This is a genomic window from Levilactobacillus tongjiangensis, assembly GCF_003946345.1.
Lineage (GTDB): Bacteria > Bacillota > Bacilli > Lactobacillales > Lactobacillaceae > Levilactobacillus > Levilactobacillus tongjiangensis.
The window spans coordinates 53,103-79,351 of sequence record NZ_RHNY01000002.1; the positions used below are offsets into that span (position 1 = coordinate 53,103).

General features: G+C 48.8%; 23 protein-coding genes and 1 other annotated feature. All 23 genes read right to left on the bottom strand.

The features are described from left to right. Nucleotides 1-10 precede the first annotated feature (10 nt). Nucleotides 11-1,078 carry a DNA polymerase IV gene (gene dinB / locus EKM75_RS01275; protein ID WP_382339028.1) on the bottom strand — a complete coding sequence of 356 codons (1,068 nt, stop codon included), beginning with the start codon at nucleotides 1,076-1,078 and terminating at the stop codon, nucleotides 11-13. 524 nt (nucleotides 1,079-1,602) lie between these two features. Continuing rightward, the gene (gene yajC, locus EKM75_RS01280; RefSeq protein WP_125691376.1) at nucleotides 1,603-2,034 is read right to left on the bottom strand and encodes a preprotein translocase subunit YajC; all 432 of its coding nucleotides are present in this window, start codon (nucleotides 2,032-2,034) and stop codon (nucleotides 1,603-1,605) included. Nucleotides 2,035-2,188: 154 nt separating this feature from the next. After that, nucleotides 2,189-3,211 carry a Holliday junction branch migration DNA helicase RuvB gene (gene ruvB / locus EKM75_RS01285; protein WP_125691378.1) on the bottom strand — a complete coding sequence of 341 codons (1,023 nt, stop codon included), beginning with the start codon at nucleotides 3,209-3,211 and terminating at the stop codon, nucleotides 2,189-2,191. Nucleotides 3,212-3,232: 21 nt separating this feature from the next. Further along, nucleotides 3,233-3,838: a Holliday junction branch migration protein RuvA gene (gene ruvA, locus EKM75_RS01290; RefSeq protein WP_125691380.1), complete on the bottom strand. Its 606-nt coding sequence runs from the start codon at nucleotides 3,836-3,838 to the stop codon at nucleotides 3,233-3,235. Nucleotides 3,839-3,917: 79 nt separating this feature from the next. Then, nucleotides 3,918-5,933 (bottom strand): DNA mismatch repair endonuclease MutL, encoded by a 2,016-nt coding sequence (mutL, locus tag EKM75_RS01295; RefSeq protein WP_125691382.1) that lies wholly within the window; start codon nucleotides 5,931-5,933, stop codon nucleotides 3,918-3,920. A 72-nt stretch (nucleotides 5,934-6,005) separates the two neighbouring features. Then, nucleotides 6,006-8,693: a DNA mismatch repair protein MutS gene (mutS, locus tag EKM75_RS01300; protein ID WP_125691384.1), complete on the bottom strand. Its 2,688-nt coding sequence runs from the start codon at nucleotides 8,691-8,693 to the stop codon at nucleotides 6,006-6,008. A 28-nt stretch (nucleotides 8,694-8,721) separates the two neighbouring features. Beyond that, nucleotides 8,722-9,516: a TIGR00282 family metallophosphoesterase gene (locus EKM75_RS01305; RefSeq protein ID WP_125691386.1), complete on the bottom strand. Its 795-nt coding sequence runs from the start codon at nucleotides 9,514-9,516 to the stop codon at nucleotides 8,722-8,724. Nucleotides 9,517-9,742: 226 nt separating this feature from the next. After that, on the bottom strand, nucleotides 9,743-11,302 hold the full coding sequence (gene rny / locus EKM75_RS01310) for a ribonuclease Y (protein WP_125681819.1): 1,560 nt from the start codon (nucleotides 11,300-11,302) through the stop codon (nucleotides 9,743-9,745). 239 nt (nucleotides 11,303-11,541) lie between these two features. Further along, nucleotides 11,542-12,669 (bottom strand): recombinase RecA, encoded by a 1,128-nt coding sequence (gene recA / locus EKM75_RS01315; RefSeq protein ID WP_125691388.1) that lies wholly within the window; start codon nucleotides 12,667-12,669, stop codon nucleotides 11,542-11,544. A gap of 91 nt (nucleotides 12,670-12,760) precedes the next feature. Further along, nucleotides 12,761-14,011 (bottom strand): competence/damage-inducible protein A, encoded by a 1,251-nt coding sequence (locus tag EKM75_RS01320; RefSeq protein WP_125691390.1) that lies wholly within the window; start codon nucleotides 14,009-14,011, stop codon nucleotides 12,761-12,763. Between the two features lie 70 nt (nucleotides 14,012-14,081). Further along, complete coding sequence (pgsA, locus tag EKM75_RS01325; RefSeq protein ID WP_125691392.1) at nucleotides 14,082-14,669, bottom strand: CDP-diacylglycerol--glycerol-3-phosphate 3-phosphatidyltransferase; 588 nt, start codon at nucleotides 14,667-14,669, stop codon at nucleotides 14,082-14,084. A gap of 72 nt (nucleotides 14,670-14,741) precedes the next feature. Continuing rightward, complete coding sequence (locus tag EKM75_RS01330; protein ID WP_125691394.1) at nucleotides 14,742-15,686, bottom strand: helix-turn-helix domain-containing protein; 945 nt, start codon at nucleotides 15,684-15,686, stop codon at nucleotides 14,742-14,744. Between the two features lie 115 nt (nucleotides 15,687-15,801). Next, entirely contained in the window at nucleotides 15,802-17,088 is a 1,287-nt protein-coding gene (gene yfmH, locus EKM75_RS01335; RefSeq protein ID WP_382339030.1) for an EF-P 5-aminopentanol modification-associated protein YfmH, read from the bottom strand. Beyond that, nucleotides 17,081-18,358, bottom strand: coding sequence for an EF-P 5-aminopentanol modification-associated protein YfmF (yfmF, locus tag EKM75_RS01340; RefSeq protein WP_125691398.1), 1,278 nt, complete (start codon nucleotides 18,356-18,358; stop codon nucleotides 17,081-17,083). The genes yfmH and yfmF overlap by 8 nt, the downstream gene beginning before the upstream one ends. A 449-nt stretch (nucleotides 18,359-18,807) precedes the next feature. After that, the gene (locus EKM75_RS01345; protein ID WP_125691400.1) at nucleotides 18,808-19,656 is read right to left on the bottom strand and encodes an amino acid ABC transporter substrate-binding protein; all 849 of its coding nucleotides are present in this window, start codon (nucleotides 19,654-19,656) and stop codon (nucleotides 18,808-18,810) included. A 14-nt stretch (nucleotides 19,657-19,670) separates the two neighbouring features. After that, on the bottom strand, nucleotides 19,671-20,306 hold the full coding sequence (locus EKM75_RS01350; protein ID WP_125691402.1) for an amino acid ABC transporter ATP-binding protein: 636 nt from the start codon (nucleotides 20,304-20,306) through the stop codon (nucleotides 19,671-19,673). Between the two features lie 18 nt (nucleotides 20,307-20,324). Next, nucleotides 20,325-20,966, bottom strand: coding sequence for an amino acid ABC transporter permease (locus tag EKM75_RS01355; RefSeq protein WP_125691404.1), 642 nt, complete (start codon nucleotides 20,964-20,966; stop codon nucleotides 20,325-20,327). A 176-nt stretch (nucleotides 20,967-21,142) separates the two neighbouring features. Then, nucleotides 21,143-21,369 (bottom strand) — a binding site (T-box leader). Between the two features lie 52 nt (nucleotides 21,370-21,421). Then, a complete protein-coding gene (gene minD / locus EKM75_RS01360; protein WP_125691406.1) occupies nucleotides 21,422-22,228 on the bottom strand; it encodes a septum site-determining protein MinD in 807 nt (268 codons plus the stop codon). 2 nt (nucleotides 22,229-22,230) lie between these two features. Beyond that, nucleotides 22,231-22,902 carry a septum site-determining protein MinC gene (locus EKM75_RS01365; protein ID WP_125691408.1) on the bottom strand — a complete coding sequence of 224 codons (672 nt, stop codon included), beginning with the start codon at nucleotides 22,900-22,902 and terminating at the stop codon, nucleotides 22,231-22,233. Nucleotides 22,903-22,922: 20 nt separating this feature from the next. After that, nucleotides 22,923-23,453, bottom strand: a complete 531-nt coding sequence (gene mreD, locus EKM75_RS01370; protein ID WP_125691410.1) for a rod shape-determining protein MreD — start codon at nucleotides 23,451-23,453, stop codon at nucleotides 22,923-22,925. Between the two features lie 13 nt (nucleotides 23,454-23,466). Next, complete coding sequence (mreC, locus tag EKM75_RS01375; RefSeq protein ID WP_125691412.1) at nucleotides 23,467-24,318, bottom strand: rod shape-determining protein MreC; 852 nt, start codon at nucleotides 24,316-24,318, stop codon at nucleotides 23,467-23,469. An 83-nt stretch (nucleotides 24,319-24,401) separates the two neighbouring features. Further along, a complete protein-coding gene (locus tag EKM75_RS01380) occupies nucleotides 24,402-25,406 on the bottom strand; it encodes a rod shape-determining protein (RefSeq protein WP_125681843.1) in 1,005 nt (334 codons plus the stop codon). 153 nt (nucleotides 25,407-25,559) lie between these two features. Then, complete coding sequence (locus tag EKM75_RS01385) at nucleotides 25,560-26,225, bottom strand: JAB domain-containing protein (RefSeq protein ID WP_125691414.1); 666 nt, start codon at nucleotides 26,223-26,225, stop codon at nucleotides 25,560-25,562. Nucleotides 26,226-26,249: the final 24 nt, after the last annotated feature.

Genomic DNA, 26,249 nt, shown 5'->3' on the forward strand with positions numbered 1-26,249 from the left:
AGAAAGTCTGTTATTTCTCACGATTCTGGCCAAATAACGGTAATTTTAAATTTTCAAACGTCTGTGCCGCCAAGCCGGTAATCGTAATTCCCAGCAAACGGACCGGTTCCTCATCCTTAGCCACACTATGGTACAAGTCCAGCGCCAAATCATAGTACACCTGGGCGTCGTTGTCGATGAAGTCATCCTGGGTAATCCGCTTAGTGATGGTATTAAATTCACTATCCCGGAACTTCAGTACCAGGGTTTTACCATGACGTTGTTTTTGCTTGACAGTCGTGGCGACCATTTCTGCTAACCGTTGTAATTGATTTTCAACTTCTCCCACTGAGGTCAGAGGCGGACCGTACGTCCGCTCCTTGCCAATCGATTTACGTTCTCGTAAATACTCCACTGGCCGTTCGTCAATCCCACGAACCCGTTGGTACAGGACATAGCCAAATTTACCAAAATCGTGAATCAACTCCAACTGTGACCGTTGAAAAAGGTCCGCCCCGTTCATAATCCCCAGTTCGTGCATCTTAGGCACCGTTTTCTTACCCACGCCCCGGTACCGCTCAATCGGCAACGCCATGAGAAAATCGTGGGCATCCTCCGGTAAAATCACACTGACCCCGACTGGCTTCCGAAAGTCGGAGGCTTCCTTGGCCAAAAACTTACTGTACGAGATCCCCGTTGAACACGTCAGGTGAGTCTTTTCAAAAATTTCTACCTGAATGGCATGAGCGACTTGAACCGCCGAATGAATGTGATGCTTATTCTCCGTCACATCAAGGTAGGCTTCGTCAAACGCCACAGTTTCAATTTTGTCCGTATATTCATGAAAAATAGCGTGAATTTGGTCCGAAATTTCTCGATAATGGGAGAAATCTGGGTCCTTAAAGGTGGCATTGGGTGAGAGTTTTAACGCCTCATTAGCATTCATAGCAGAATGAACCCCCGCCTGGCGCGCCACATAATTAGCGGTGGTCACAACCCCCCGCCCACCCGTGCGCCGGGGGTCCCGCGCAATAATCAGGGGATGACCCTTAAATTCCGGGTGGTCCCGTTCCTCAATCGATGCGTAGAACGCATCCATATCAACGTGAATAATCTTTCGTTGCGTATATTTTGCGGGTACCACCGCGGTCACCTCCCAGCTTAGCAAATTTCTAATCCTATTGTACCCAAACATCCGTTTGCCTTCAACGGTTTTGATTGAATAGTCAATAGGTGTTGCTAATAACATCCGCTCCGGTGGTCAGGGCGGGCGCCTGCTGTGGGGACGCTTCAGCCCAAGGGCGGGCTTCTCGCTCGATTTAAAGCCACGAAAAACCCGTGTCTTTAAATGCGCCCATGGCCTAAGCTAACCAAAACCGTTAGCTAACGCCATTTTCACCGCTGGCGCCCGTCCTGACCACCTCCGCTTACATTGTTGACAATGATGATACTGTCTCACAACTTGTCATCATCCTTTTTTTCAGTCACCAATTTTCCCTGCTACCCATAGTGGCTTATTCTATTAACGATTCACTTGTTTAAGCCCAACCAATAACATCACCGGTTGTTTATCTTTAAAATTCAGCAAAAAAAAACGGCCTCCGAGAGACCGAACTTTTGACACTATTTAGCTGATTCGTCGTCAGTTTTTTCAGCAGCTTCGTCACTGGCAGCATCGTCAGTATCGTTTTCAGCTGGCTTGTCTTCAGTAGCAGCTTCACTAGTTGCTTCTTCAGCAGCTGGGGCAGTTACTGCTTGTGGTGCTTGGGAAGTTACTTGCGCAATGGCCCGAAGGTCAAAGACCAAGTAGATTCCATCGCAATCCAAGGTAGCCGTTTGGTCGGCTTGGTTGATTTCATCAATCACACCGTGTAACCGGCCAATCGTGATGACGTGGTCGCCCTTTTTAAGCTCGCTCATCATGTCCTTGTGCTTCTTCTGTTGCTTTTGTTGTGGCCGTAACATTAAGAAGTACATCAAGCCTAAGAAGACCACCAAAATGATCAGCGTTGAGTACCCACCAGTTGATGCGGCAACGTTAAAACTATCTAACACGTTCGTTCACCCCTTTATAATCTATCTATTGGACAACTTTACCAGAATACCGGGAATCCGTCCAATTATTTCTAGAAATTCTTAATTAGTTCGGTTTAGTATCTAAATTCAGCAACCATCCTGCCTGACAGCACACACTGGTGCGGCGGTGCGTTTACGAATTGGCTGTCGGTGGAAGTTCCCGGCCTAGGTGGGCGTAACCAGCGGCGGTCACGACTCGCCCCCGAGCGGTTCGTTTCAGGTAGCCGCGCTGTAGCAGGTAGGGTTCATACATCGCCGCGACCGTTTCCGTCTCTTCCCCAACGTTAGCCGCCAACGTGTTCAAGCCTACTGGGCCCCCATTATAGTAATCGATCATGGTTTCCAACAATTTGATATCTGTGGAATCCAAGCCCGCTGAATCCACCCGTAACAGTTTTAAGGCGTGGTCAACAATGGCCAAATCAATCATCGAATGGTCTGGCGAAACCTCTGCAAAATCACGAATCCGCTTCAACAAACGGTTGGCGATCCGCGGCGTCCCCCGCGAACGGAGCGCCACTTCATGGGCCCCCTCGGTTGCAATCGTCGTGTTAAAAATGTCTGCTGAACGCGTCACAATTTCTTGCAGGTCAGCCGTCTCGTAGTATGCCATGTGTTCAACGATACCGAAACGATCCCGCAACGGTGAGGACAGTAGGCCAGCCCGCGTGGTGGCCCCAATCAAGGTAAATGGTGGAAGGGGAAAATGAACGGGATGCGCCGTTGGCCCCTGGCCAACCACAATGTCGATGTAAAAGTCTTCCATCGCTGAATACAACATTTCTTCAACAATTTTAGGTAATCGGTGAATTTCATCAATGAAGAGAATGTCGCCCGGTTGTAACTCATTTAGGAGTGCCACCAAGTCGCCTGGCTTTTCAATGGCCGGACCACTGGTCGTGCGAATCTGAACACCCATCTCATTGGCGATCACCATGGCGAGGGTCGTCTTCCCTAGACCAGGTGGCCCGTATAGTAGTACGTGGTCAAGCGATTCCTCACGCTGCTTAGCCGCCTGAATATAAACCGACAGCTCATGCTTGATGGGAGCTTGCCCAATGTACTGTGCCAACGTCTGCGGCCGCAAAGACTTTTCAATAGAATCTTCTTTTTGATCTTCAGGTTCCGGTGAAACGATTCGTTCGTCATCCGCCATAACTGCCCCTCCTTTCCATCATTACTTGGTTAATAATCGTAAGCCCTCGCTCAGATAATCATTCGTGGACTCGCCAGCAAACTTCATGAGTTTGGGTTTAATTTTGTTAACTGCGGTGGCTCGATAACCCAGTGCAGTCAAGGCAGCAATGGCATCGGCCAACTGAGGATTCTCGCCATCCGTTGTCGCCACTTCCGGTGTGAAAAGCGTGCCATCATCAGCCGGAGCTAAATCATCCAACTTATTTTGCAGATCCAATACAATCTGACCAGCCGTCTTTTTACCGACACCGGGAAACTTCGTGAGAAAACCTGTATCGTTAGTCTTAATAGCCAACATCAATCCCTGGTGATCCGGATTTGCCAGAATGGCCAAGGCGCTCTTGGGGCCAATACCGTTCACGTTGATCAGCTTCAAAAAGAGTTGCTTTTCTGCAAAATCTACAAAGCCGTACAACGTTTGGGCACTGTCACTAACAGCTTGATACACGTAAATCGTGGTGGCTTCACTGCCCACTTGGTAGCGGTAGGGATTGGCCGTATTTACCAGGTACCCCACGCCGTTAACATCAACAACGACGTGATCCGGGTAAACAGCCGTAATGGTCCCGTGGAGGTATTCATACATGGTCCGTCTAATCTCCTTTAAGAAAACATATGTTTGCTCTACAAATTGTACCACATTGGCCAATAAAACTGGAAGAAATCTATTCTTCCCAGTCATCACCGCTATGATGCGGATCCTGAATCCGTTTGAAGAGCTTTTCCAAGTCTTGATCAGTGAAGTGGACCAAGACAGGTCGCCCATGAGGGCAATTGAACGGGTTTTCAGCCGTTGCCAGCTTCTTCAGCAGTGCTCGGGCCTGCTGATCGTCCAAGTGATGGTTAGCCTTGATAGCGCGCTTACAGCTCATCATGATGGCCGCCTTTTCTCGGAAAGCTGCCACGGAAATCTTGCCATCCTTCAGCACCCAATCCACCATTTCCTTAACCGTATCCGTTTCCTGACCAGCCTTGAACCAAGTGGGATGTTCATGAACGATAAAACTGTTGGGACCAAATGACTCCAGGTGAACCCCCACGCTGCTCAACGTTTCCAGATGGTTGGTAAGTTCCAAAACATCTGTGGTTGGGTAGTCTAAGACAATGGGAACTAACAATTTCTGCTCGTCATCGCTGACCTCACCGATTGCTTGACGGTAAAACTCGTAGTTGACACGTTCCTGCGCGGCATGTTGGTCAACCAGGTAGAGACCATCATCCGCTTCCGCCAGTAAATACGTTCCGTGAACCTGACCCAAATAACGTAGCTGTGGAAAACGCTGGACGGGTGGCTCCGCGGTCATATGGTTGGTCGCTGCCACCGTAGTAGCAGTTGCCTCCTTAGCAGTTGCCTGCGAGCTTCCAAGCGGTGCAGCCACCGTTTCAGTTCGATATTTTTCGTCGAATTGTTTCACAGCTGGCTGTGAAAAGTCCGCCCGGTCGTGAACCACAACTGGCGCCACCGGCACCTCTTCAGGGGTCTGTAGCGGTTGCGGTCCCGCCACGGGAGCCTCCGGATCAGCAGCCGGATACACTGGCTGAATGGGTTGAGCAACCTGAGGTTCAGGGGTTTGAAAACGCGCCTGGGTCGGCATCTCATACTTAGCTGATACGTCGTTCAATGCCATGGTCAGCTGATCTGTATTGCGCTCTTCCCGCTTGGTAGGCGCCCCTTCGCTGAGCGCATCCGGAATCAAGTTTTCTTGCGATAACCGTTTAAAAACTGTGTCCTGAATCAATTGCGTCAGTTCTGGTTCCTCACTAATGCGAACCTCCTGCTTGGTTGGGTGAACGTTCACGTCAACCAAGAGTGGATCCATCGTGATGTCCAACACCGCCAACGGATAACGCCCGACCATCAATTTGGAGCCATACCCAGCAATCAACGCTTTACTCAGCTGGAAGTTATGAATAAATCGACCGTTGAGCAACAGCGAAATGTACTGCCGACTAGCCCGAGTCAGTTCTGGCAGACTCACGTAACCGTGAATTTTAAAGTCCGGATTCTCACCCTGAATAGCAACCATTTTGCGGGCACTCTGAACTCCGTAAATACCGGCAATCACCTGTTGAAGATCACCGCGTCCGGTCGTCCGGGTTAACTCACGACCATTGTGGACCAGGGAAAAAGCAATGTTGGGGTAGCTCAAAGCCAAGCGATTAACAATGTCAGTGATCCGAGCCAATTCGGTCGCCGGTGACTTCAAATACTTCAAGCGTGCTGGCACGTTACCGAAGAGATCCTTCACCGTGACCGTTGTCCCCTTACGAGCCGCCGCAGCGGTGTGTTCCTGGATGATACCGCCAACGTTATGAATCAGTGTGCCAACCCCACCTGTAGACGTGGACAACGTCACATCGGCCACGGACGCAATACTCGGCAGAGCTTCACCCCGGAACCCCAGCGACTTGATTCGAAACAAATCGCGGCGTTCCGTAATCTTACTGGTAGCGTGGCGTTTGAAGGCCATTTCAGTATCCTCATCCGCAATGCCATCCCCATCATCGACGACGGTAATCCGCTTCAAACCAGCCTCTTCGACCGTAATGTCGATCTGCTGGCTGTGGGCGTCCACTGCATTTTCAACTAATTCTTTAACTACTGAGGCGGGCCGTTCAACCACTTCACCCGCTGCGATTTGGTCGGCCAGAACCGACGCTAACTCATGAATCTTGGCCATAACGACCCTTCCCTTCTTAAAATGATTTCCTCATACTTTGATTTTGAACCAGCCAGTTAGAGGCAACTCACACTATTTCTTGCCCAACTTCTGCTGCCATTGATAGACCTGATTCATGACCGCCATGGGCGTCATCCCCATTAGATTCAATTCAGATAACTGACCAAGAACCTTACTCTGTGCCGGACTTAGCTCTGGTGCGTCTGAGAACAGAGACAACTGTTGATCCTGATCAGGCGCTGCACTTTCGGGTTGTGCTGGCGTGCTCGAAGCCGACGTTTGTGCCGTGTCCTGAGCTGGTTCAACCGACACGGTCGCCTGTGATTCGGGCGTCGCAACCGGCGTGCTCGTCGACTCAACTGCTACAGCAGGCTGTTCAGCGGCTTCCTCTTCCAGGTGCTGCAAAATGACCTCAGCCCGTTGTAAGAGGTTATCTGGCATCCCCGCCAGCTTCGCCACGTGAATCCCGTAAGACTTGTCGGCTGGACCTGGCTGCATTTGATGCAAGAAGACTAGGTCGCCGTCACGTTCCACCGCACCAACGTGGACGTTACGTAACTGTTTGAGCGACTGATCCAGTGCCGTCAACTCATGATAGTGGGTCGAGAACAGTGTCTTAGCGTGCACCCGATTATGCACAAACTCAATGATGGCTTGTGCTAACGCCATCCCATCATAGGTGGCCGTCCCCCGGCCAATTTCATCAAATAAAATCAGGCTATTGGCTGTCGCCTGACTCAAGGCATGATTGGCTTCCTGCATTTCAACCATGAACGTACTCTGACCAGAGATCAGGTCGTCCGCCGCACCAATTCGCGTGAAAATTTGATCGAAGATGGGCATTTCGGCAGCCTCAGCAGGCACAAAACACCCCATCTGTGCCATGATCACAGTCAGAGCCAGCTGCCGCATGTACGTACTCTTCCCAGACATGTTAGGCCCAGTGATCAGCAGAATATTGGTATTTTGATCCATCGTCACATCGTTTGGCACGTATGACTGCCGACCCAATACCTTTTCGACCACGGGATGCCGCCCCTGTGTAATCTTCAGCGTGTGACCTGCCACTAACGTTGGTTTAACGAAGTGATAGTCTTCGCTGACAACAGCAAAGCTTTGCAAAACATCCAAGCTAGCAATCGTCGCAGCCAGCTTTTGCAAACGAGTAATGGCCTTCTTAACCTCTTCACGCAGGTCGACAAATAATTGGTATTCTAGAGACTTGGACTTCTCCTGAGCCTCCAAAATGAGCTGTTCTTTTTCCTTCAATTCCGGGGTTGAAAACCGTTCCGCGTTCGCCAAGGTTTGTTTACGTTCGTAACGATCAGCTGGTAACTTATCGAGATTGACCTTCGTCACCTCAATGTAGTAACCGAAAACGTGGTTATAGCCAATTTTCAGGTTGTTGATCCCCGTGACCTCACGCTCGTGGGTTTCCATCTCAGCTAACCAAGTCTTCCCGTTACGCATCGCATCACGGTACTCGTCCAGTTGCTCGTTGAACCCGTCGCGAATGACGCCCCCGTCAGCAACTGACAGTGGGGGTTCCGGTACGATGGTCTCTCGAATGGTATCCGCTACGTCTGCCACGGGATCCAGGTTGTTAAGCATCGGATCAAAAATCGTTTCGCCCAATTCCGCGATGGTATGCTGAATCTGTGGAACCTGCTCCAACGACGTTTGCAGCTGAATCAAGTCTCGACCGTTGACGCTCCCAAAGGCCACTCGTCCAGCCAACCGTTCCAGGTCATAGACCTTGACCAATTCACCCTGTAGATTGTTACGTTCAAAGTAGTGATCCAATAGAGCGCCGACCTTGGCCTGTCGGTCTTCAATCTGTTGACGATTGATCAAAGGACGGTCAAGCCACTGCTTGAGAAGTCGTCCCCCCATCGCCGTTTTGGTCTCATCCAACAGCCACAGCAACGTCCCAGACTTCTTCTTGGTGCGCAGGTTCTGCGTGATCTCCAGATTAGTCTGAGAAGAATGATCCATCTTCAAAAAGGCAGTCGGTTGGTAAGCCACTGCTCGTTGCAGGTGAGCCAGGCTACGTTTCTGAGTGACCGTAACGTAGGTCACTAGGACGCCCACCACGCCACGTAAGCGATCCGTGGTAAGGTCCTGCTCGACGTAACTCAGCTCAGAACTAGTTTGGACGTCCGTTTGCGTAGAAATCAAGATTCCTAATTGCTTGAGTCGATCCCGCAACTCAGTCGTCACCGTATCATCCACGACGACTTCCTTCGTTTGCAAACTCATTAATTCATTCACCACTGCATCCACACTACTCAACTCGGCAGCCTTCAGCTCACCAGTCGACAGGTCGGTGTAGGCTAAGCCAAAGTTATCCTTAGCTGGCATGATTAGTGCAGTCAGGTAATTGTTGCGCTTCGCACCGGCCGCACCCGTATCGGTCTGTGTCCCAGGTGTCACCAGTTGGATAACTTCCCGTTTAACCATGCCTTTAGCAAGCTTAGGGTCTTCCATCTGCTCACAGATAGCGACCTTGTAACCTTGATCGACGAGAATATCGATATAGCTCTGCACAGCCTTATGTGGTACCCCACACATAGGAATTGGATTCTTAGCACTGTGACTCCGCGTCGTCAGCGTTAATTCTAAGAGTTGGGAGCCTTTGACGGCATCCTCATTAAACATTTCATAGAAATCCCCAAGCCGGTAGAACAAAAAGGCATCGGGATACTGATCTTTAATTTTTTGATACTGCACCATCATGGGCGTCGTGTTCGCTTTCGTCATGAAAAATGGTTCATCCTTCCGTTGTCGTTTAGCTCTGGTACGGGTGTTGCGGACTAATCAAGATTGAATGAATCCGCGTTGCGTGCCCCGTCTTATCATTAATATCAATCACACAGCCTGAGAGGAGCCCTGGGCCCTTCTCCTGCACCGTGTACCGGGTTGGTCGTTGGTTTTCAAAGCGTTCAATCACGCTATCAGCCTGCATACCCAGCACACTGTTGGCGGGACCAGTCATCCCCACTTCGGTCAAGAAGGCCGTTCCGTGTGGCAATACTTGTGCGTCACTGGTTTGGACGTGGGTGTGAGTCCCGACGACGGCTGACAGCTGGCCGTCATAACGCATAGCAAAGGCCCGTTTTTCACTAGTCGTTTCCGCATGGAAATCTACGAAGACAAAGTCCGTGTCGAGCTTGGGCAATAGGTCCTTCATCATCGCAAACGGATCATCCATGGGATTCATGAATACCCGTCCCTGCAGGTTGACCACGGCAAGCACCTGTTGGTTGACCTTTACCTTAGTCCACCCTTGTCCCGGTGTATCACCAGGAAAGTTCAAGGGCCGCACCAACCGGTTGGCATCACCAATAAAATCATACAGTTCGGCATTGTCCCAGGTATGGTTTCCCATGGTGACAACGTCTGCACCATCTTTCAAGAGTTGCTTGTAAATATTTTGGCTGATTCCGCGACCAACCGGGGTCGAATTCTCCCCGTTAACTATGGTGACCTGTGGCTTCAAATCGCGTTTCAATTGTGGGAGGTACTCGTGAATCATATCCATACCCAAGTTCCCAACAACGTCACCGACAAACAGAATTCGCATCTTCGTTCCCCTATCTTAGACCTCACAAGGTCTAGCTGGTTTTTCCAGTATTATTAAATAACATCTATTTTACCATGGTTCCTTGGATTCTGCGTGAGTTAAATCCGCTGGACCGAGCGATTGACGCCCCGATTGCCATCCTAGTTAGCAATGACTGTCGACTTACCAGCTCATCAGCGTCAACAACGTAAAAAAGCTAGGACCACAATGGCCTAGCTTCTCTGACTTATTTCGCATATTCAACTGACCGGACTTCCCGGATGACGGAAACCTTGACGTGACCTGGATAATCCAAGTCGCCCTCAATTTGTTTCTTGATGTCTCGTGCCAAGACAACGGCATCCGTATCGGAAATCTTTTCTGGCCGCACGATCACTCGAACTTCTCGGCCCGCTTGGATGGCGAAACTGTGGTCAACACCATCAAAGGCATTCGCAACAGTTTCCAACTTGTCCAAACGATGAATGTAACTTTCCAAGGAATCTGAGCGTGCGCCTGGCCGCGTCGCTGAGATAATGTCAGCGGTCCCGACCAGTTCCGCAATCACGGATTGCGGCGCCGTTTGATCCGCCTGAGCAGCGATAGCGTTGACCACAACAGAACTCTCGCGGTACTTCTTGGCGAGTTCCGTTCCCGTTGTGATATAAGAACTATCGTCTTCGTGCTCGGCAGCACGGCCAATATCATGTAGTAATCCTGCACGTTTTGCTAACGCAACATCCTCACCTAATTCAGCAGCCAGCACCCCAGTGATCTTGGCAACTTCAATTGAGTGGGCCAAGGCATTTTGCCCGTGAGAAATGCGGAAGTTCAAGCGACCAACCAGCTTGACCAATTCGGGGTGCATAGAATGAATCCCTAGGTCAAACGTTGCTTGCTCGCCAAGTTCCCGGACATGTTCGTCCAGTTCTTTTTTGGCCTTCGCAACCATTTCTTCAATCCGAGCCGGATGAATCCGCCCGTCTTGAATCAACTTCTCTAAAGCAATCTTGGCAACTTCTCGCCGTAATGGGTCAAAGCCACTCAATACAACAGCTTCTGGCGTATCGTCGATGATCAGGTCGATCCCGGTCAGCGTCTCTAACGTCCGAATATTTCGCCCTTCACGACCGATGATTCGGCCCTTCATGTCGTCATTTGGCAACGTGACCACGGTAATCGTCGTCTCGGTGACCATATCAGCGGCACTCCGTTGAATGGCAGACACAATCAAGTCCTTGGCGTTAGCCTGGGCCGTCTTGCGTGCTGTTTCTTCACTTTCCTTGATCATTTTTGCGCGTTCCCCCGCCAGAGCCGTCTTGGCCTCCGAAATAATCAGGTCACGTGCATCGTCCTGGGATAACGCAGCGACTTCTTCAACCGCTGCTTGGCGTTTCTCAATCAGTGAGTCTGCTTGTTGCTGTTTCTTCGCTAAATTTTGCTCTTCCGCACTTAGCTTTTTGTCCCGACGATTTAACGAATTTTCACGCTTTTCCAGAGAGTTATCTTTCCGGTCTAACGTTTCTTCCCGTTGAATCAAGCGATCTTCTTGCTTCTGAACTTCGGCACGACGTTCTTTCAGCTCTTGTTCGACCTCTGCACGGTACTTATGACTGTCCTCCTTGGCTTCTAACAAGGCCTCTTTGGTAGCAGTCTCAGCTTGCTTCTTAGCTTCTACTAACACACCTTCTGCGGTGTACTTAGCAGCATCTAACTTCCGTTCGTGGACGGATTTACGTAAATAATACCCGGCCACAACACCAACAACGATAGCGATGATTGCGAGGATTATGCTTGGAACACTCATGATTCCACCTCCGCATCATCAAAAATGACTAATTTAAAAATCAGACTTTTCAAGATGTTGATTTCATAACTGACGCAACTTCAATTTTAATGGTTGCCACTAACCCTGTCAACTAAACTCCATCGATTCTCATCACCAAGTTGGCCGACATTGCCTTTCCGTCCAAAAAACCATCGTCTAATTCGCTCAGTAAATAAAAAAGTCTCCCCACGTCTCTGCATGGAAAGGCTTTTACCGAGTTACTTACCAGTCTTTCCTGGAGTTAACTCAATCTGTTCAGGTTTACCCTTGCCATCCTTGGATGACTTCGTGTTTTTGCTCTTATCGTCAGTAGCAGCTTTGCTAGCGCTATCCGTATCCTTCGCATCATCAGCTGGGTCGCCAACACCGTATGCAGCCCGCACACGCTTGTTAACTTCAGCCATCATGTCCGGATGATCAGCCATGTATTGCTTGGCATTTTCACGACCTTGACCAATTCGATCTTCACCGTAAGAGTACCAAGAACCACTCTTGTCGATGATATCCTTTTCGACGGCCATATCGATCAATTCACCAGTTTGGGAAATCCCGTGGCCATACATAATGTCTACTTCGGCACGTTTGAACGGTGAAGCCACCTTGTTCTTAACAACTTTGATTCGCGTCCGGTTACCAATAACATCAGTACCGTCCTTGATTTGTTCTGCACGGCGAACTTCAAGTCGCACCGTTGCGTAGAACTTCAAAGCTCGACCACCAGGAGTCGTTTCAGGGTTACCAAACATAACCCCAACTTTTTCACGAATTTGGTTAATAAATAAAGCAATCGTCTTCGTCTTGTTAATGGACCCAGACAATTTCCGTAAGGCTTGTGACATCAGACGGGCTTGTAACCCAACGTGAGCGTCACCCATTTCGCCTTCAATTTCAGCTCGAGGAACCAGAGCGGCAACGGAATCGACAACCAAGATATCAACCGCACCACTGGAAATCAAAGCATCTGCAATTTGCAGACCTTGTTCACCAGTATCTGGTTGAGATAACAAGAGATCATCGATATTAACACCTAACGCAGTTGCATAGGCAGGGTCCAAAGCGTTTTCGGCATCAATATAAGCTGCCGTCCCACCTTGCTTCTGTACTTCAGCAACGGCGTGAAGCGCAACCGTCGTCTTACCTGATGATTCTGGACCGTAGATTTCTACGATTCGACCGCGGGGATATCCCCCAACGCCCAGAGCCACATCAAGGGCTAACGAGCCGGATGGCACGGTTTCAACCTCCATGTTCGCATTGTCACCTAGCCGCATGATGGAGCCCTTACCAAAATCTTTTTCAATTTTTTTCAGCGCCTTATCCAGCGCTGCTTGTCGTTCGTCAGCCATTCAAATCCTCCTCAAATGCATCAATATTCAAGTAACACTATACGGGTTTTGTTCGCAAAATGCAAGTAAAAGTAGAACAATAGTTCCCCTTTTATTTTAAGTCCCGTAAAACTCGGCGTAACCAATCGAGACCAGCCAAGACAGACCGCTCCCGAATCTTAGCACGGTTCCCCGTAAAATGGACCAGCTTCGCCATTGGTGCCTTACCTCGTTGCGCTAGCCCCAGCCAAACAGTCCCGGCCGGTTGATTCTCCAACGAATCGGGACCCGCAACCCCAGTGAAACTGAGTGCAAAGTCCGTATTCAATTTTGTTCGAGAACGTTCGGCCATTTCCTTAGCAGTGGCTTCGCTGACCACGCCTTGCGCGTCGATCACCTCTTGGGGAATCCCTAAGAGGTCGCGCTTGGCATCGTTGGCATAAGTGACAAAGCCACCAGGAAAGACGGCTGAAACACCGGGAACATCCCCCAACGTGCTCTGGAACTTACCAGCAGTAAGGCTCTCAGCAGCGGTAATTGTTAGCTTGCGATCAATCAATTCGTTGACCACGACCTGTGCCAGACTGTTGTCATCACCAAAACCGTAGAAGTAATCACCAACCCGCGCCATAATCGTGGTCGTCATATCACGTAAAAGTTGCTCGCCCACTGCTTTTTCCGTTGCCCGCGCTGTGATGCGCAACGTGACCTCGTTGACCTTAGCATATGGGGCAATGGTTGGATTCGTTTGGTGGTCAATTAGATCACTTAACTCCGTAACCAACTTGCTTTCGCCGATGCCAAAGAACCGTAGCACTTTCGAGACCAAGAACTCATGCCGATGATAAGCCGCAATAATCTGTGGTAAGGCTTGGTGTTCAAACATTGGTTCAGCTTCACTTGGAGGCCCTGGCAGCAGCATGATATCAGCAGCGTCTGGATCGCGATAGAAGGCTCCTACAGCCATGCCAGTCTCATTCTTGAGTGGTAGGCTTCCATCCGGGTAAAGTGCCTGTAACCGGTTATTAGGCGTCATTTCTCGTCCTGTGATTTCAAAGTGCTGCTGGATTTTTTTCATTGCAGCAGCGTCCTCAATTAGTTTCACACCCAAGAGATGGGCCACCGTTTGCTTCGTTAGGTCATCCTTAGTTGGTCCTAAACCACCACTGATCACGACCAGATCACTGCGAGAACGGGCTTGGTTGACGACTGTCGTCAGCCGATCCGCGTTGTCGCCCACTAAAGAATGATAATAGACTTCAATACCAGCATCTGCTAGTCCTCGGGCAATGAATGCTGAGTTCGTATCCACGATTTGTCCGAGTAAGATTTCCGTTCCAACCGCAATAACTTCTGCTTGCATGCTACCCCTCCTGAGATGACATAGGTTAACTCCGTAAAAAATAAGCGTTATTTTTTTCTTTTTTTAATTTTTATTCAGCTGAAGATTCTGCAAATACTTGTCGGTTTTGAACAAAGTAATCGATACCGGAGTAAATCGTGAAGAATAAGCAGATGTAGAAGAAAATCAGTGCCATTGGCACGTTGATTGCGCCAAAGCCAATGTTATTCAGCAGTAGTAAAATGATTCCGACCATTTGTGTGGTCGTTTTGATTTTACCTGGCCAAGCAGCAGCCAACACTTGGCCACCCGTTTCAACCACGATCAACCGTAATCCGGTCACAGCCAGTTCCCGACAAACAATGATGGCGACGCCCCAGGCTGGGACGGCCTTCATGGCAACTAACAAAATGAAGGCCGTCATCACAATCATTTTATCCGCTAATGGATCCGCAAACTTACCGAAGTTTGTGACCAGATGTTGACGCCGTGCAATTTGCCCATCCAAAAAGTCAGTGATTGACGCAACTGCAAAGACAATCGCCCCTAAAATTTGGGTGACCGGAATAGCCGTTCCTAACCAGGTGACTTCCCCCCAGTTCAACGGCAATACCAGCAGCAATAGAAAGACTGGAATCAAGATGATACGAACGATGGTTAAGCGATTTGGTAGATTCACGAAATTTTCCTCCTTAAACATATCTCAACGTAAAAAGGCGTGCCGGCCGCAACGGACCGACCCGCCTTGAGTCTACTTGAACTCTAAAGTTACGGTTTGTACCTGAGAAGTCGTACTGCTACTAGTCGTAGTCGTCCCAGTCGTTGAATCAGACGTGGTCGTCGTACTTGAACTCGAAGCGGCACTGGTGCTAGTAGCCGTCGTAAAGTCAAACTTCTTGCCGTCCACCTTTACAGAAGTAGCCGGTGCGTTACCGAAGTTAAACGTCACGCTGGTGGTTCCACTTGGCAACGTCAAGGAATGGGTTGTCGAACTAGACAAGGTTCCTTGCCAAGTAGTCGACCCACCGACCTTAACGGCCATCCAGGCACTCCCAGTGGCAGATAAGCTAAGCTTAGGTTTCGAGGAAGCGTTCTTCATTTCCCAAGTTGAACCAGACGTCGTGGAACTGATCTTCTTAAAGCTGGCCGTTGAAGTCTTTTTAGAAGAAGACTTCTTGGATGAGCTCTTCTTAGAACTGCTCTTAGCGCTTGAACTGCTACCAGAAACGCTGACTGAACTACTATCCACATTGTTGTTGGTCGAAGAACTGCTGTTACGAGAAGCAGCAATCCAGATACCCACCAAGACTGCTAAGACGACGATGACAATTCCCACAATGGGAACCATGCGGCGTAACTTAACGTAGCGTTCATCGACTTGACGTTGCTGTGAACGGGTCTCCGGATTGTTTTCATTGACCCTGTCCACATATTCCTGTGTCTGGGTGCTTGGTAGGGTGCTGTCAAACTGCTTCAACAGTTCGGCACCGTCCAGATCCACCATATCAGCGTACTGCTTGATAAATGCCCGCACGTAAAAATCGCCAGGTAATTCATCGAAGTTTTGATCTTCGATGGCAATCAGATAACGCTTTTGAATCTTCGTCGTCTGTTGCAGATCATCCAGCGTGTACCCCTTCGCGATTCGTGCATCGCGCAGCGTTTTTCCCAATGTTATTTTGCTGTTATCACTCATTTTAAATTCTCCACCTGTTCAAAATTTCTCTACAATGCAGTATAGCATAGGCACCGTCACATTTTTAGCGACAGCACCCAGTTTTCGGGATTTAACGGTTTCTTAACTTCCCCATTTAGGGCAGAATCGTATAAACCGTTTGGCGACCCTGGCCCAAGAATGCTTCAGCCGCTGGTAAGATATCAGCGAACGTCAGGCCTTCGAGCGTGGCCAGTTCGTCAAAAATCGTGGCCCCGTCAAATAACGGTCCATCATACTGGTTCGCAATGGCTTCGACGGAATTGATGGCCCCAACGATGCGGCCAATGGCTTCACGCTTCACGAGTTCAAACTGGTCTCGAGCAGCTTGCAACTGTGCCGGGGCATCGTTCAGAATCGCCGTCAATTCCTTAACAAATTGTTCTGGTTGATCCGTATCGCCCGCGAGTTGAGCAAAGTGCGCCCCCCGCTGAACCTGGAAATCATAGCCAAAACTATCATCAATAACATTTGCATCATACAGACGCAAGTAGTGGTCACTGGTATCGTTAAATAGCAGGTCCATCGCAAGCGACACGGCAACACTATATTTTAATCCCGCCCGACCAGTTGGAACCTGATCAAATCCACGGAGACCGATGCTGATTTTTGGCCGGGTAACAGTCAGGTGACGTGTCGTAGTCGGAATAATCTCAGCCGGCTCGGCCTGTGGTGAAGGTATCCGTTGAATCGGTTCATTCGGCGCAAACGTCTTTTGATCCTGGTTAGCTGTAATCCACGACAACGTTTCTTCGGGATCCAGCTGCCCCACGACGACCAAGCTCATATTACCAGGATGATAGAACGTCTTGTATGCTGCATACAAATCATCGGCTGTAATCTTATCAATTGAGTCAACTGTACCTGCAATATCGATGTGCAACGGTTCCTTAGGATATAACCGCCCAATCATGCCAAAGTAACTCTGCCAGCCCGGATCATCATCGTACATCTGAATTTCCTGACCGATGATGCCCTTTTCTTTATTCACCGTTGCCGGCGTAAAGTATGGGTCCTGCACAAAATCGAGTAAAATATCCAGGTTTTCACGAAGTTTGCTAGTCGTCGCAAACAGGTAGCTCGTCTGAGTAAAGCTGGTAAAGGCATTGGCACTGGCCCCATACTGACCAAACAGGTCGAAAGCATCATGGTCTTTTTTCTCAAATAATTTATGTTCCAGAAAATGGGCAATCCCATCGGGGAACCGGACCGGTTGGCTGCCACCCCGGGGCACGAACTCATTATCCATGGAACCATAATCAGTGGTCATGACTGCAAAGGTCTTATGAAAATCCGGCTTCGGAACCAAAATAACTTTCAACCCGTTTGCTAATGTCGTCTGGTAAACGGCTTCCCCCAGTCGAGTATACGCTTGTTTATTCAGCATCTTGGTCACCTCCATGTAAACAATATGTGGCTTGAAGCGTGACTTTTTGTGCGACCCGCTGAACGTCCGCCACCGTAATTGCGTCTAACTTGGCTTGCCAGCTCTTAAGTGGTTCCGTCATATGTGTGAGCTGAGTATTCAACAAGCCGGTCAATCGTCGTTGTGGACTATCCAACCCCGCTAAACGAGCATTGAGTAAACTGGCCTTAACCTCATGCAAAAGTTCTGCAGAGAGCTTCCCAGCCTGTAAATCAGCGAGCTGTTCACCAATAATGGCAACGACCCGTTCCTGATTTTTTGCTTGAATTCCTGATTGCACACCCATAATTCCTGTGAACGGGTTGTAACTGCTACTAGCATAGTAAGCCAAACTGGCCTTCTCTCTCACGTTGGTAAAGAGCAGTGATAAGGGGGTTCCCCCAAAGGCCGCATTAAAGACAACGGCGGCCAGAAAATCTGGGTCATCACGATAAACGGGAAGGTGGTACGCCAGATTCAATTTTGCTTGAACCACATCTGCCTGGTCATCCCCTTGGGTCACGGTCGAACGGGCATCCCAGTGATAGTACGGCGAAGCGTCTACCACGGTGCGACCCGTCAGTGGCCAAGTAGCGAGGGACTTCTGAACCCGGTCGGCATCCACATCCCCTACCACTGCCACGTGAACGTCATCATTGGCTAACATTTCATGATACGTCTGTAAAATATCGGTCGCCGTCAACTGACCCAACTTTTCAGTATCCCCTAAAGCACTCATGGCTTGGGCGGGTTCGGTAAAGACTAATTCCTGTACCCGGCGGTTAGCCAGGTACTGTTTGTCATCGTCCAAGGACTTGATGGCAGCCAGCAGATTTTGCCGTTGTTGTGTAAAGGTTGGTGCATCAAAATTTCCAGCTGGTAAGAGCGGTTCAAAGATAACCGCCTTCAATAGGTCCATTGCTTGTTCAAATAAAGGTTGTTTCTCAGCAAATTGATTGAGATACTGTTCGTTAACCACTGAACAGGTCAACCGAATCACGTGCTTGGTCCCGAGCTTTAAGACGCTGATTCCAAAGACCGCACCATACATTCGGGAAAGTTGCCGCGCTAAAGCAGTTTGGGTCGGGTAGGCGGCCGTACTTGTCTCTAAGACCTGAGCTAGTAACGCCCGCGCCGTAATGGCGTCGACACTTAAGGGCGCAACAAAGTCCACCTTAATCCCAATAGTTTTAAATTGTTTGGAGGGTAACAAGTCTAAAGTTACCCCATCTCGAATGCGAAAATGCACGCGTTATTGCCTCCTCTGACAAAATACTAATCGATGTTTAATTCTAAGGGAACTGCCACCTAAATACAAGCGAGCCGACTAAATTCATCCAGAAGGGTCAGTCCATTATCAAGTAAAAAGTACCTGACGATGCCCAGATGTCGGCGAAGCTTGTGCTCCCTAACTAATGTCTAACAGTTGGAAGTTTCTAAAGGCCCATTCTTAACAAAACGACGCATCTGACCCCATATCTGGCGATCTCTCGGCGTACACAGTATTCCTCTGACAACTATATCAGTTAGCCTAGAACACATGACCGTGCATTAGCCTTTTAGCGGCGAGTATGCTAAAACGCAATCGAGACCAGAGTGCGATCAATTTATCTTTCACTCCTCATACCAATGCAAAAGAGACCGCGACGTATTTCGTCCGGTCCCTTCACTGCGTCACGTGTCTAAACAACACGTCCGTCATTTTTTCAAAAGTGGCGTATCGACATTGCTACCGAACCACTTTTCATTAATCTTTTTCAATTGGCCGTTAGCGGCTAACCGCTTCAAACCAGCATTAATCTTCCGACGCATCGTCACGTCGCCCTTCCGCGTGCCCACGGCAAATTTTTCCTTGGGGAAGGAACCCACAGTCACCCGATAATCCTCGGGATGTGCTTGGTGTTTGATGTAGTAGTTCGCGTAGGTACTATCGATCAACAGTCCCTTAATTCTGCCAACATTCAGGTCAATAAACGCATTGGTAAAGGAATCATAGGTCACTGCCTCATGATTCTTGATGCGGTCTTTCAACAGTTTGGGATACGTATCAATATCGTTCGCTCCCGACGAACCGGTTTGGGCGCCCAAAACCTTCCCCTGCATGCCAGCATAGGACGTAATGTTGTCTTTCTTCAGAGTAACCAACACCTGATCATTATTCAGGTAAGTATCCGAGAATGCCACTTGCTTTTCCCGTTGGGGGGTAATGGAAAAACCATTCCAAATCAAATCAATCGTGCCATTGTGTAATTCAGTAACGTTCATGTTCCAGTCGATGCTTTGAAAGTCAGCCTTCACCCCGTAAAGTTTAAAGACAGCGCGGGCCAAGTCAATATCGTAGCCAACTAACTTGCCACTCTTCTGCCGAAAACCCATAGGAACAAAACTATCGTCCAGCCCAATTACCACTTTTTTATTCTTCTTGATGGTCGACCAGGTATCCGCTGTATCTGCCCGCTGCGTGACCGTTGCACAACCGGCTAAAACGCCTGCCAATCCAACCACGAGTCCTAACAGGGCCCAAATTCGAATTGCTTTAAATTTCATTCAATTGGTCCCTCCTAGCTCTTGGGTTCGACCCGCAACATCTGATCAGCAATTGATTCAGCAAATGGCATATCATGAGTGACCACAATTTGGGTCATTCCCTCTTGTTTCAGGTCTAAAATAATCTGCTCAACTTCCCGCCGAAGATCGGGGTCTAACGCTGAAGTCGGTTCATCGTAACACAACAATTTAGGATGCATAGCCAACGCCCGAACAATCGCGACCCGTTGCTTTTGCCCACCGGACAGTTCGTACGGGAATAAGTCTGCTTTCCCTTCCAAGTTCAGCTGATGAAGCAGCTGTCGGGCCTCTTTTTCCGCTTCAGCAGCAGACTTCTTCAAGACCATGGTTGGTGCCAACGTAACGTTCTGCAAAACCGTTAAATTTGGAAATAATTGAAAGTCCTGGAACACGACCCCAATCACGGCATCGTTGTTCCGGTTTGTAGCAGGATCAAAGGCTTCGCCATCTAGCAAAAACGTTCCAGCATCCACCGTGGCTAGTCCACTGATACACCGCAGCAAGGTCGTCTTACCGGCTCCAGAGGGTCCAACGATCGTCAAGATCTGACCATTTTCAACGGTTAAGTTCACGTCGTCAAGGATGGTCTTACCACCAAATTTTTTCGTAATTCCTTTAAGTTCTAACATGTTTGACCCATCCTTTCCTTAACGCCAGTAACTATAGTGCTTCTCTAACCGTTTCAGGACCAACGTGCACACCGCCGTCAGGAGTAAGTAGATGACCCCGACCAACAGCATTGGCAGCAACGTTACGTCGCGTGCCATAGCCACATTTCCGGCCCGTAATAAATCACCTAACCCGATAACGTAAACCAAAGATGAATCCTTAACCAGGTTGATAACTTCATTCCCAATGGAAGGTAACACAATTTTGACCACTTGCGGAATGACGATTCGCCGTAACGTTTGCCAATTCGTTAACCGCAGCACCCGGGCACTTTCGTACTGACCAACTGGAATAGCTTGTAGCCCACCCCGGAAGATTTCGGCGAAGTATGCCGTATAGTTCAGGATAAAGGCGAAGAGTGCTGCATCATAACGCAGAAAGACGATGCCCACGATGGGAAGACCATAAAAGACAAAAATTAATTGCAGTAATAATGGCGTTCCTCGCATTAACCAGACATAAACATTGATCAACCAAGTTAGGGGTTTAAATTTGGTCGTCATTCCTAGACCTACCAGAATTCCTAATGGAATTGAGATTATAATCGTCCAGAAGAAGATCGACAACGTCATTCCGGTCCCGGAAATCAGTGATGGTAAAATCTGTTCAACATAGTGCATAACAATTCTCCTCCTTTTGCCACAAAAAAAGCCCCTTGAGAAAATTTCTCAAGAGGGCGTTTGTACGCTGTGCCACCTCATGTTCTCGACGAAGCTCACGCCACGCCGACTCAACGAGTTGCCAGCACCGCTGAAGAAAGAGTGGGATTAAAAAAGTCCCCTTAGGCCCGAGGACCTAAGAGGACGATAACATCGTGGTTCCACCTCTGTTTGTCGTTCTATCACTAAAACGACCTCAGCGAGTTGCAAGCAACTCCAGCGATAACGGGCTACCCCGAACCATCCTACTTGTTTCAGACGATCAACTCACAGATGTGGTTCGACCAACTAAGACCACCCGTTTCCATCTACCGGGCTTTCTGTCGTCTCTTAGTCAGTCTACTCTTCCGTTCAAAGTTTTTTATTTCATTGCCAATATAGTACGAGTTTTTTGACTCACCGTCAACCCCTAATTTCTAACCACGGTGAAACCAACTGCTGACCCGGTGCCAAAAACCAGTAGATTCCTGGTCCTCAATCTTCATCAGTGGCACGGTTTGACCTTCCAACCGGCGAGCTACATTACGGTAGCCTTGAGAAGCTGGATTGTCAGTTTGCATCACGATTGGTTCACCCTGGTTAGACGTCGTGATCACTGCGTCATCATCAAAGATGATTCCCAACAACTCAATACCAAGGTGATGGGTAATTTCATCAATATCCATCATCGACCCGTCCTGCATCATATTCCGGCGAATCCGGTTGATCAACAGACGAGGTGCCTCAGTCAACGGATGTTGTTCCAACAAACCCACGACCCGGTCGGCATCCCGTACAGCGGAAATTTCTGGTGTCGTCACAACAATGGCAGCATCAGCACCCGCAACGGCATTCATGAACCCTTGCTCGATCCCGGCTGGGCAGTCAATTAAGACGTAATCGTATTCGGGTTTTAATTCATCAACGATTTCTTTGACTTGTTCTGGATCCAGGGCAGTCTTGTCCGTGTTCTGAGCAGCTGGCAACAAGTACAGCTTGTCATCGAAACGCTTGTCCTTGACCAGTGCTTGTGGCAACTTAGCTCTGCCCTCAGCAACGTCCACAATATCATAAATAATGCGGTTATCGAGGCCTAAGACCACGTCCAGGTTCCGGAGGCCGATATCCAAATCCATCAGGCAGACCCGTTTGCCCATTAAGGCTAAGGCCGTTCCGATGTTGGCACTCGTGGTTGTTTTCCCAACACCACCCTTACCGGAGGTGATAACAATTGCTTTTCCCATGTCTAAATTCCTCCAATCTGGTTATACAACTTTGGATTAATCTTCTTAAGTTGGCCCAACTTGCCATACGACAAGACGTGTAAGTCGTTGACGTACGCAATCGTCTGGCCAGAATCGGTCAACTGATCTGGTTCAATAATATCAAATTGTTCTGCGATTCGAACCTGTTGGGCTGATTGAAGATTCCCCATAATCAGCTTGGATTCGTCATCGGGGTATCCCGCTTGGAGAATACCCATAACGTCCCCCATTGAAAAGATGTTCCCCGTTGTAACCAGCTTACCGCCCTCATGAATAGTTCCGAGGAACAGGATATCCCCCTTCATGTTGACTTCTTGCCCATTACGAATAATCTTACTCAACAAATGAACATTGTCACGCTCTTTCAACTGCAGTGCGTCGTCAATCGTCATGACGTTGGCCGAAATCTTGTGAATCTCGAAGCGTGGGTAGTTAGCCACAAGCTGCTCGATACGGGTTCGCTCATCGGCGGTTAAAATGCGATCTTCCGTCAACACGTCCAAAGACACCTTGGCCGACGCCAACGCCTGCGGATCAACCTTCAGATTTTCTAATAATGCTTTTAAGTCAACCAGGATTTGGTCTAAACTCGCTGATTGCTTGAGCACCAAATCATAGCCGTTTTGTGTTCCACGTAATACGGCAGCTTGCATAGCTTTCGTTCCCTCCACACCTATTTTAGCCAATTATACACCCAACGAATCGGGAAATATAAAAGGACAAACATTGCTAAGTTAAAGGCCAATGTTGGCCCCAACGTGTTCACCAAAAAGGTACTCCCTGCCATGTCATTCAGATGAATGGCACGACTGGCCACGTAACCTAGCGCTTCTACAACGGTAATGTCAATAAAGTAGATCAACAAGCCGCTTAAAAAGTTGGGCCGAATGTAGGCCACCATCAACCGGGTCAGGTAAATGACTACGGGAAAAATGAAGATATAAATCCCAAAAATCCCCGTATAGTACAAGTCAAAAATTACCCCGGCAACCGCTGCCCACCGAGCCAACGGCATCTCAAATGCCGATGAATCAGCCTCAAAGATTGCACCGCACACTAGCCATAGGACCACCAAATGGCTAACCATGGCTGTTGGTGCCCGAAACATGTGAACACTAAATACTTGGCTAATGGCCCCGTCAATCAACAGCATGAGGAATAGACCTACGGGAAAGCCAAAGCGCAACTTGGATAATCGATACACGATTGGTTCCCCCCTACTGTTTCGTGACGGCAACCGTCACAATGTTCAGGTCGCTCAGATCAGTAGCGGGTGTGATGTACAGCTTCGTAGACAGACCGTAGTCATCCCCACTAGCCTTCGCCACTTTACCAACGTACAAACCCTTTGGCGTGACACCGCCGAGTCCACTGGTAACGACCTTATCACCCTTGTTGATTTTAGCCTTCGTGGTGATGTTGTTCATCGTAATCTGACCGGTCGTGGACTTGTAGCCACTTAGAACACCATTAACGGTGCTGCCAGACTTAGTCGTAATCTGAACAGCAAATCGGTTAGCCGTATCATTGTTGTCCGTAATCAATTCAACTTTAGAATTCGTCTTGTTGACTTCGGCAACCCGACCAATCAGTCCAGATCCAGACATAACTGGCATATCCTTCACAATCCCTGCGGATGATCCTTTGTTGATCACCACTTGGTTTTGCCAAGAAGATGGCGTCCGCGTGATTACTGCCGCTGTAACGGCTGAATAGTCGGTTAATGAATTATTCAATGAAATTTCTTTTTTGAGTTGTTTGTTTTCTTTAGCTAACGTCTGATCGCGCACCTTGGTCTGGGCGAGCTCACTGACTTGTTTCTTCAATTGCTGGTTTTCTTGGTACGTGTTCAATAGCTCTGACAGTGAACTGACAGAACCACTGAGACCGTTAGTTGGGATGGCGACGACGCGGTCCACAAAGCCAACAATATCGTTACCGAATTGTTGAATCAATGGTGGCGTGGACTTCTTATTCCGAATGGTTACGGATACCGTCATCAAAGCAAAGCTAACAATCACGCAGACAATGATGATGACCAGTCGCCGATTGAAAGAAAATTTCTGCATGTTTGACCTCCATCTGATTCGGTATGTTGGTAATTAGCATACCGTCACAATAAAGAAGCGGGAAGCTGCCTTCCCGCTAGTCCCTATTTTTTCTTCATGACATCGATACTCTTTAATGATTCACCAGTACCAGCAGCAACACAATCCAGTGGATCGGTGGCAATGGATACCGGAACCTTCGTGGCATCAGCGATTACTTCAGACAAATTCTTCAGTAAAGCGCCCCCACCAGTTAAGACGATCCCATGATCGATGACGTCAGCAGCAATTTCTGGTGACGTTTCTTCCAAGGTTTCCTTGATAGCAGTAATGACATCCTGAACGGGTTCTTGGATGGCCTTAGCTACATCAACGGCAGATACTTCAACACCTTTAGGTAAACCGGTAATCAAGTCACGACCTCGAATCGTCGTTCCTTCAATGTTTTCTGCATCTTCAACTGAAGCGGAACCAATGTCCATCTTCAGCTTTTCAGCAGTCCGTTCACCGATCAACAGGTTGAAGTTGGCCCGAACGTACGTCGCAATAGCGTCGTCCAGCTTATCACCAGCAACTCGGATTGAACGACTGGAAACAATTCCGCCTAGGGAAATCGTTGCCACGTCGGTCGTTCCACCACCCATGTCAACAACCATACTCCCGGTTGGGTCCATGACGGGCAAGCCGGCACCAATAGCTGCAGCAAATGGTTCTTCGATGACGTAAGCGTCACGAGCACCAGCAACACGGGTTGCGTCAATGACGGCCCGCTTTTCTACTTCCGTTACACCACTCGGTACACAGACCATGACGTAAGGCTTACCACTGGATTTACCAACCGTTTTTTCGATGAAGTACTTCATCATGGCAACAGTCGTATCATAATCAGCGATAACCCCATCTTTCATGGGCCGAATGGCAACGATACTAGCCGGCGTACGGCCAATCATTGCACGAGCGTCTTCACCAACGGACACAATTTCCCCAGACTTTGTGTTCTTGGCGACAACAGAAGGTTCGCGAAGAACGATTCCTTTACCGTCAACGTATACAATTGTATTGGCGGTACCTAAATCGATCCCAATATTTTTCGTTCCTAATCCGAACACTGTGTTTCATCCCTTCATTGTCAACAAAATTATTAATGGATTTTTGTCTTATTCATTGATAGACGTATTATAACATACCTATCTACGTGAGAACACGTCGTCAAGGTTAAGAATACCGAACTTTTAACGAGAAAGAAATACCTAAAAGTGATTTTAATCAGTTTTTAAAGGTTCTGAGATACTTTGGTCAATTTCGACGGGTAACTGGCCATTTTCGCGGAGACTAAAATAGCTACTCAGGCCCACAACAAAGCCATCTAGTAGTGGCACACCCATCAATTGGCCGCACTTAGCCAACCGGTTCATAAATGCTAAGTCATTCGCCGATGGCGTTGCATTCCCGCTAGGATGATTGTGTGCGACGACCAAGGCAGCCGCACCAGTCACCAGAGCGACTCGGAAAATTTCACGAGGATGCACGGGACAGCTGTCCAGGGTACCCCGAAACACCGTTTGCCGATCAATGATCTGGTGTTTGACATCTAACGCCAGCACCTCCAACTGTTCCTGCGGTAAGAATCGCAAGTCGTCCATCAAAGCCTGCCCAATCTGACTGCTGGCTTGAACTTCTCCCAGAATTTCACGAGGAGCGCGCTGTGACCAGCGTCCCAGTGCCAATGCCTGCAAGAAGGCCTGCCGCTGATGCTGTCCCGCTACGTAAGCCCGACACTGTCGTTGACTAGCATAACGCAGGCGGGCGACCGTTTGGAAGTACCGGAAAAATCGATCACATTCCTGAACATCGGTTAAACCTAAACTGGCTAGTACGCGACTTACCAGCTGTCGTTCGTTCTTAACCGTTACCTGACACCATTGCATTCTCTCATCCCCTTACAGATTAAC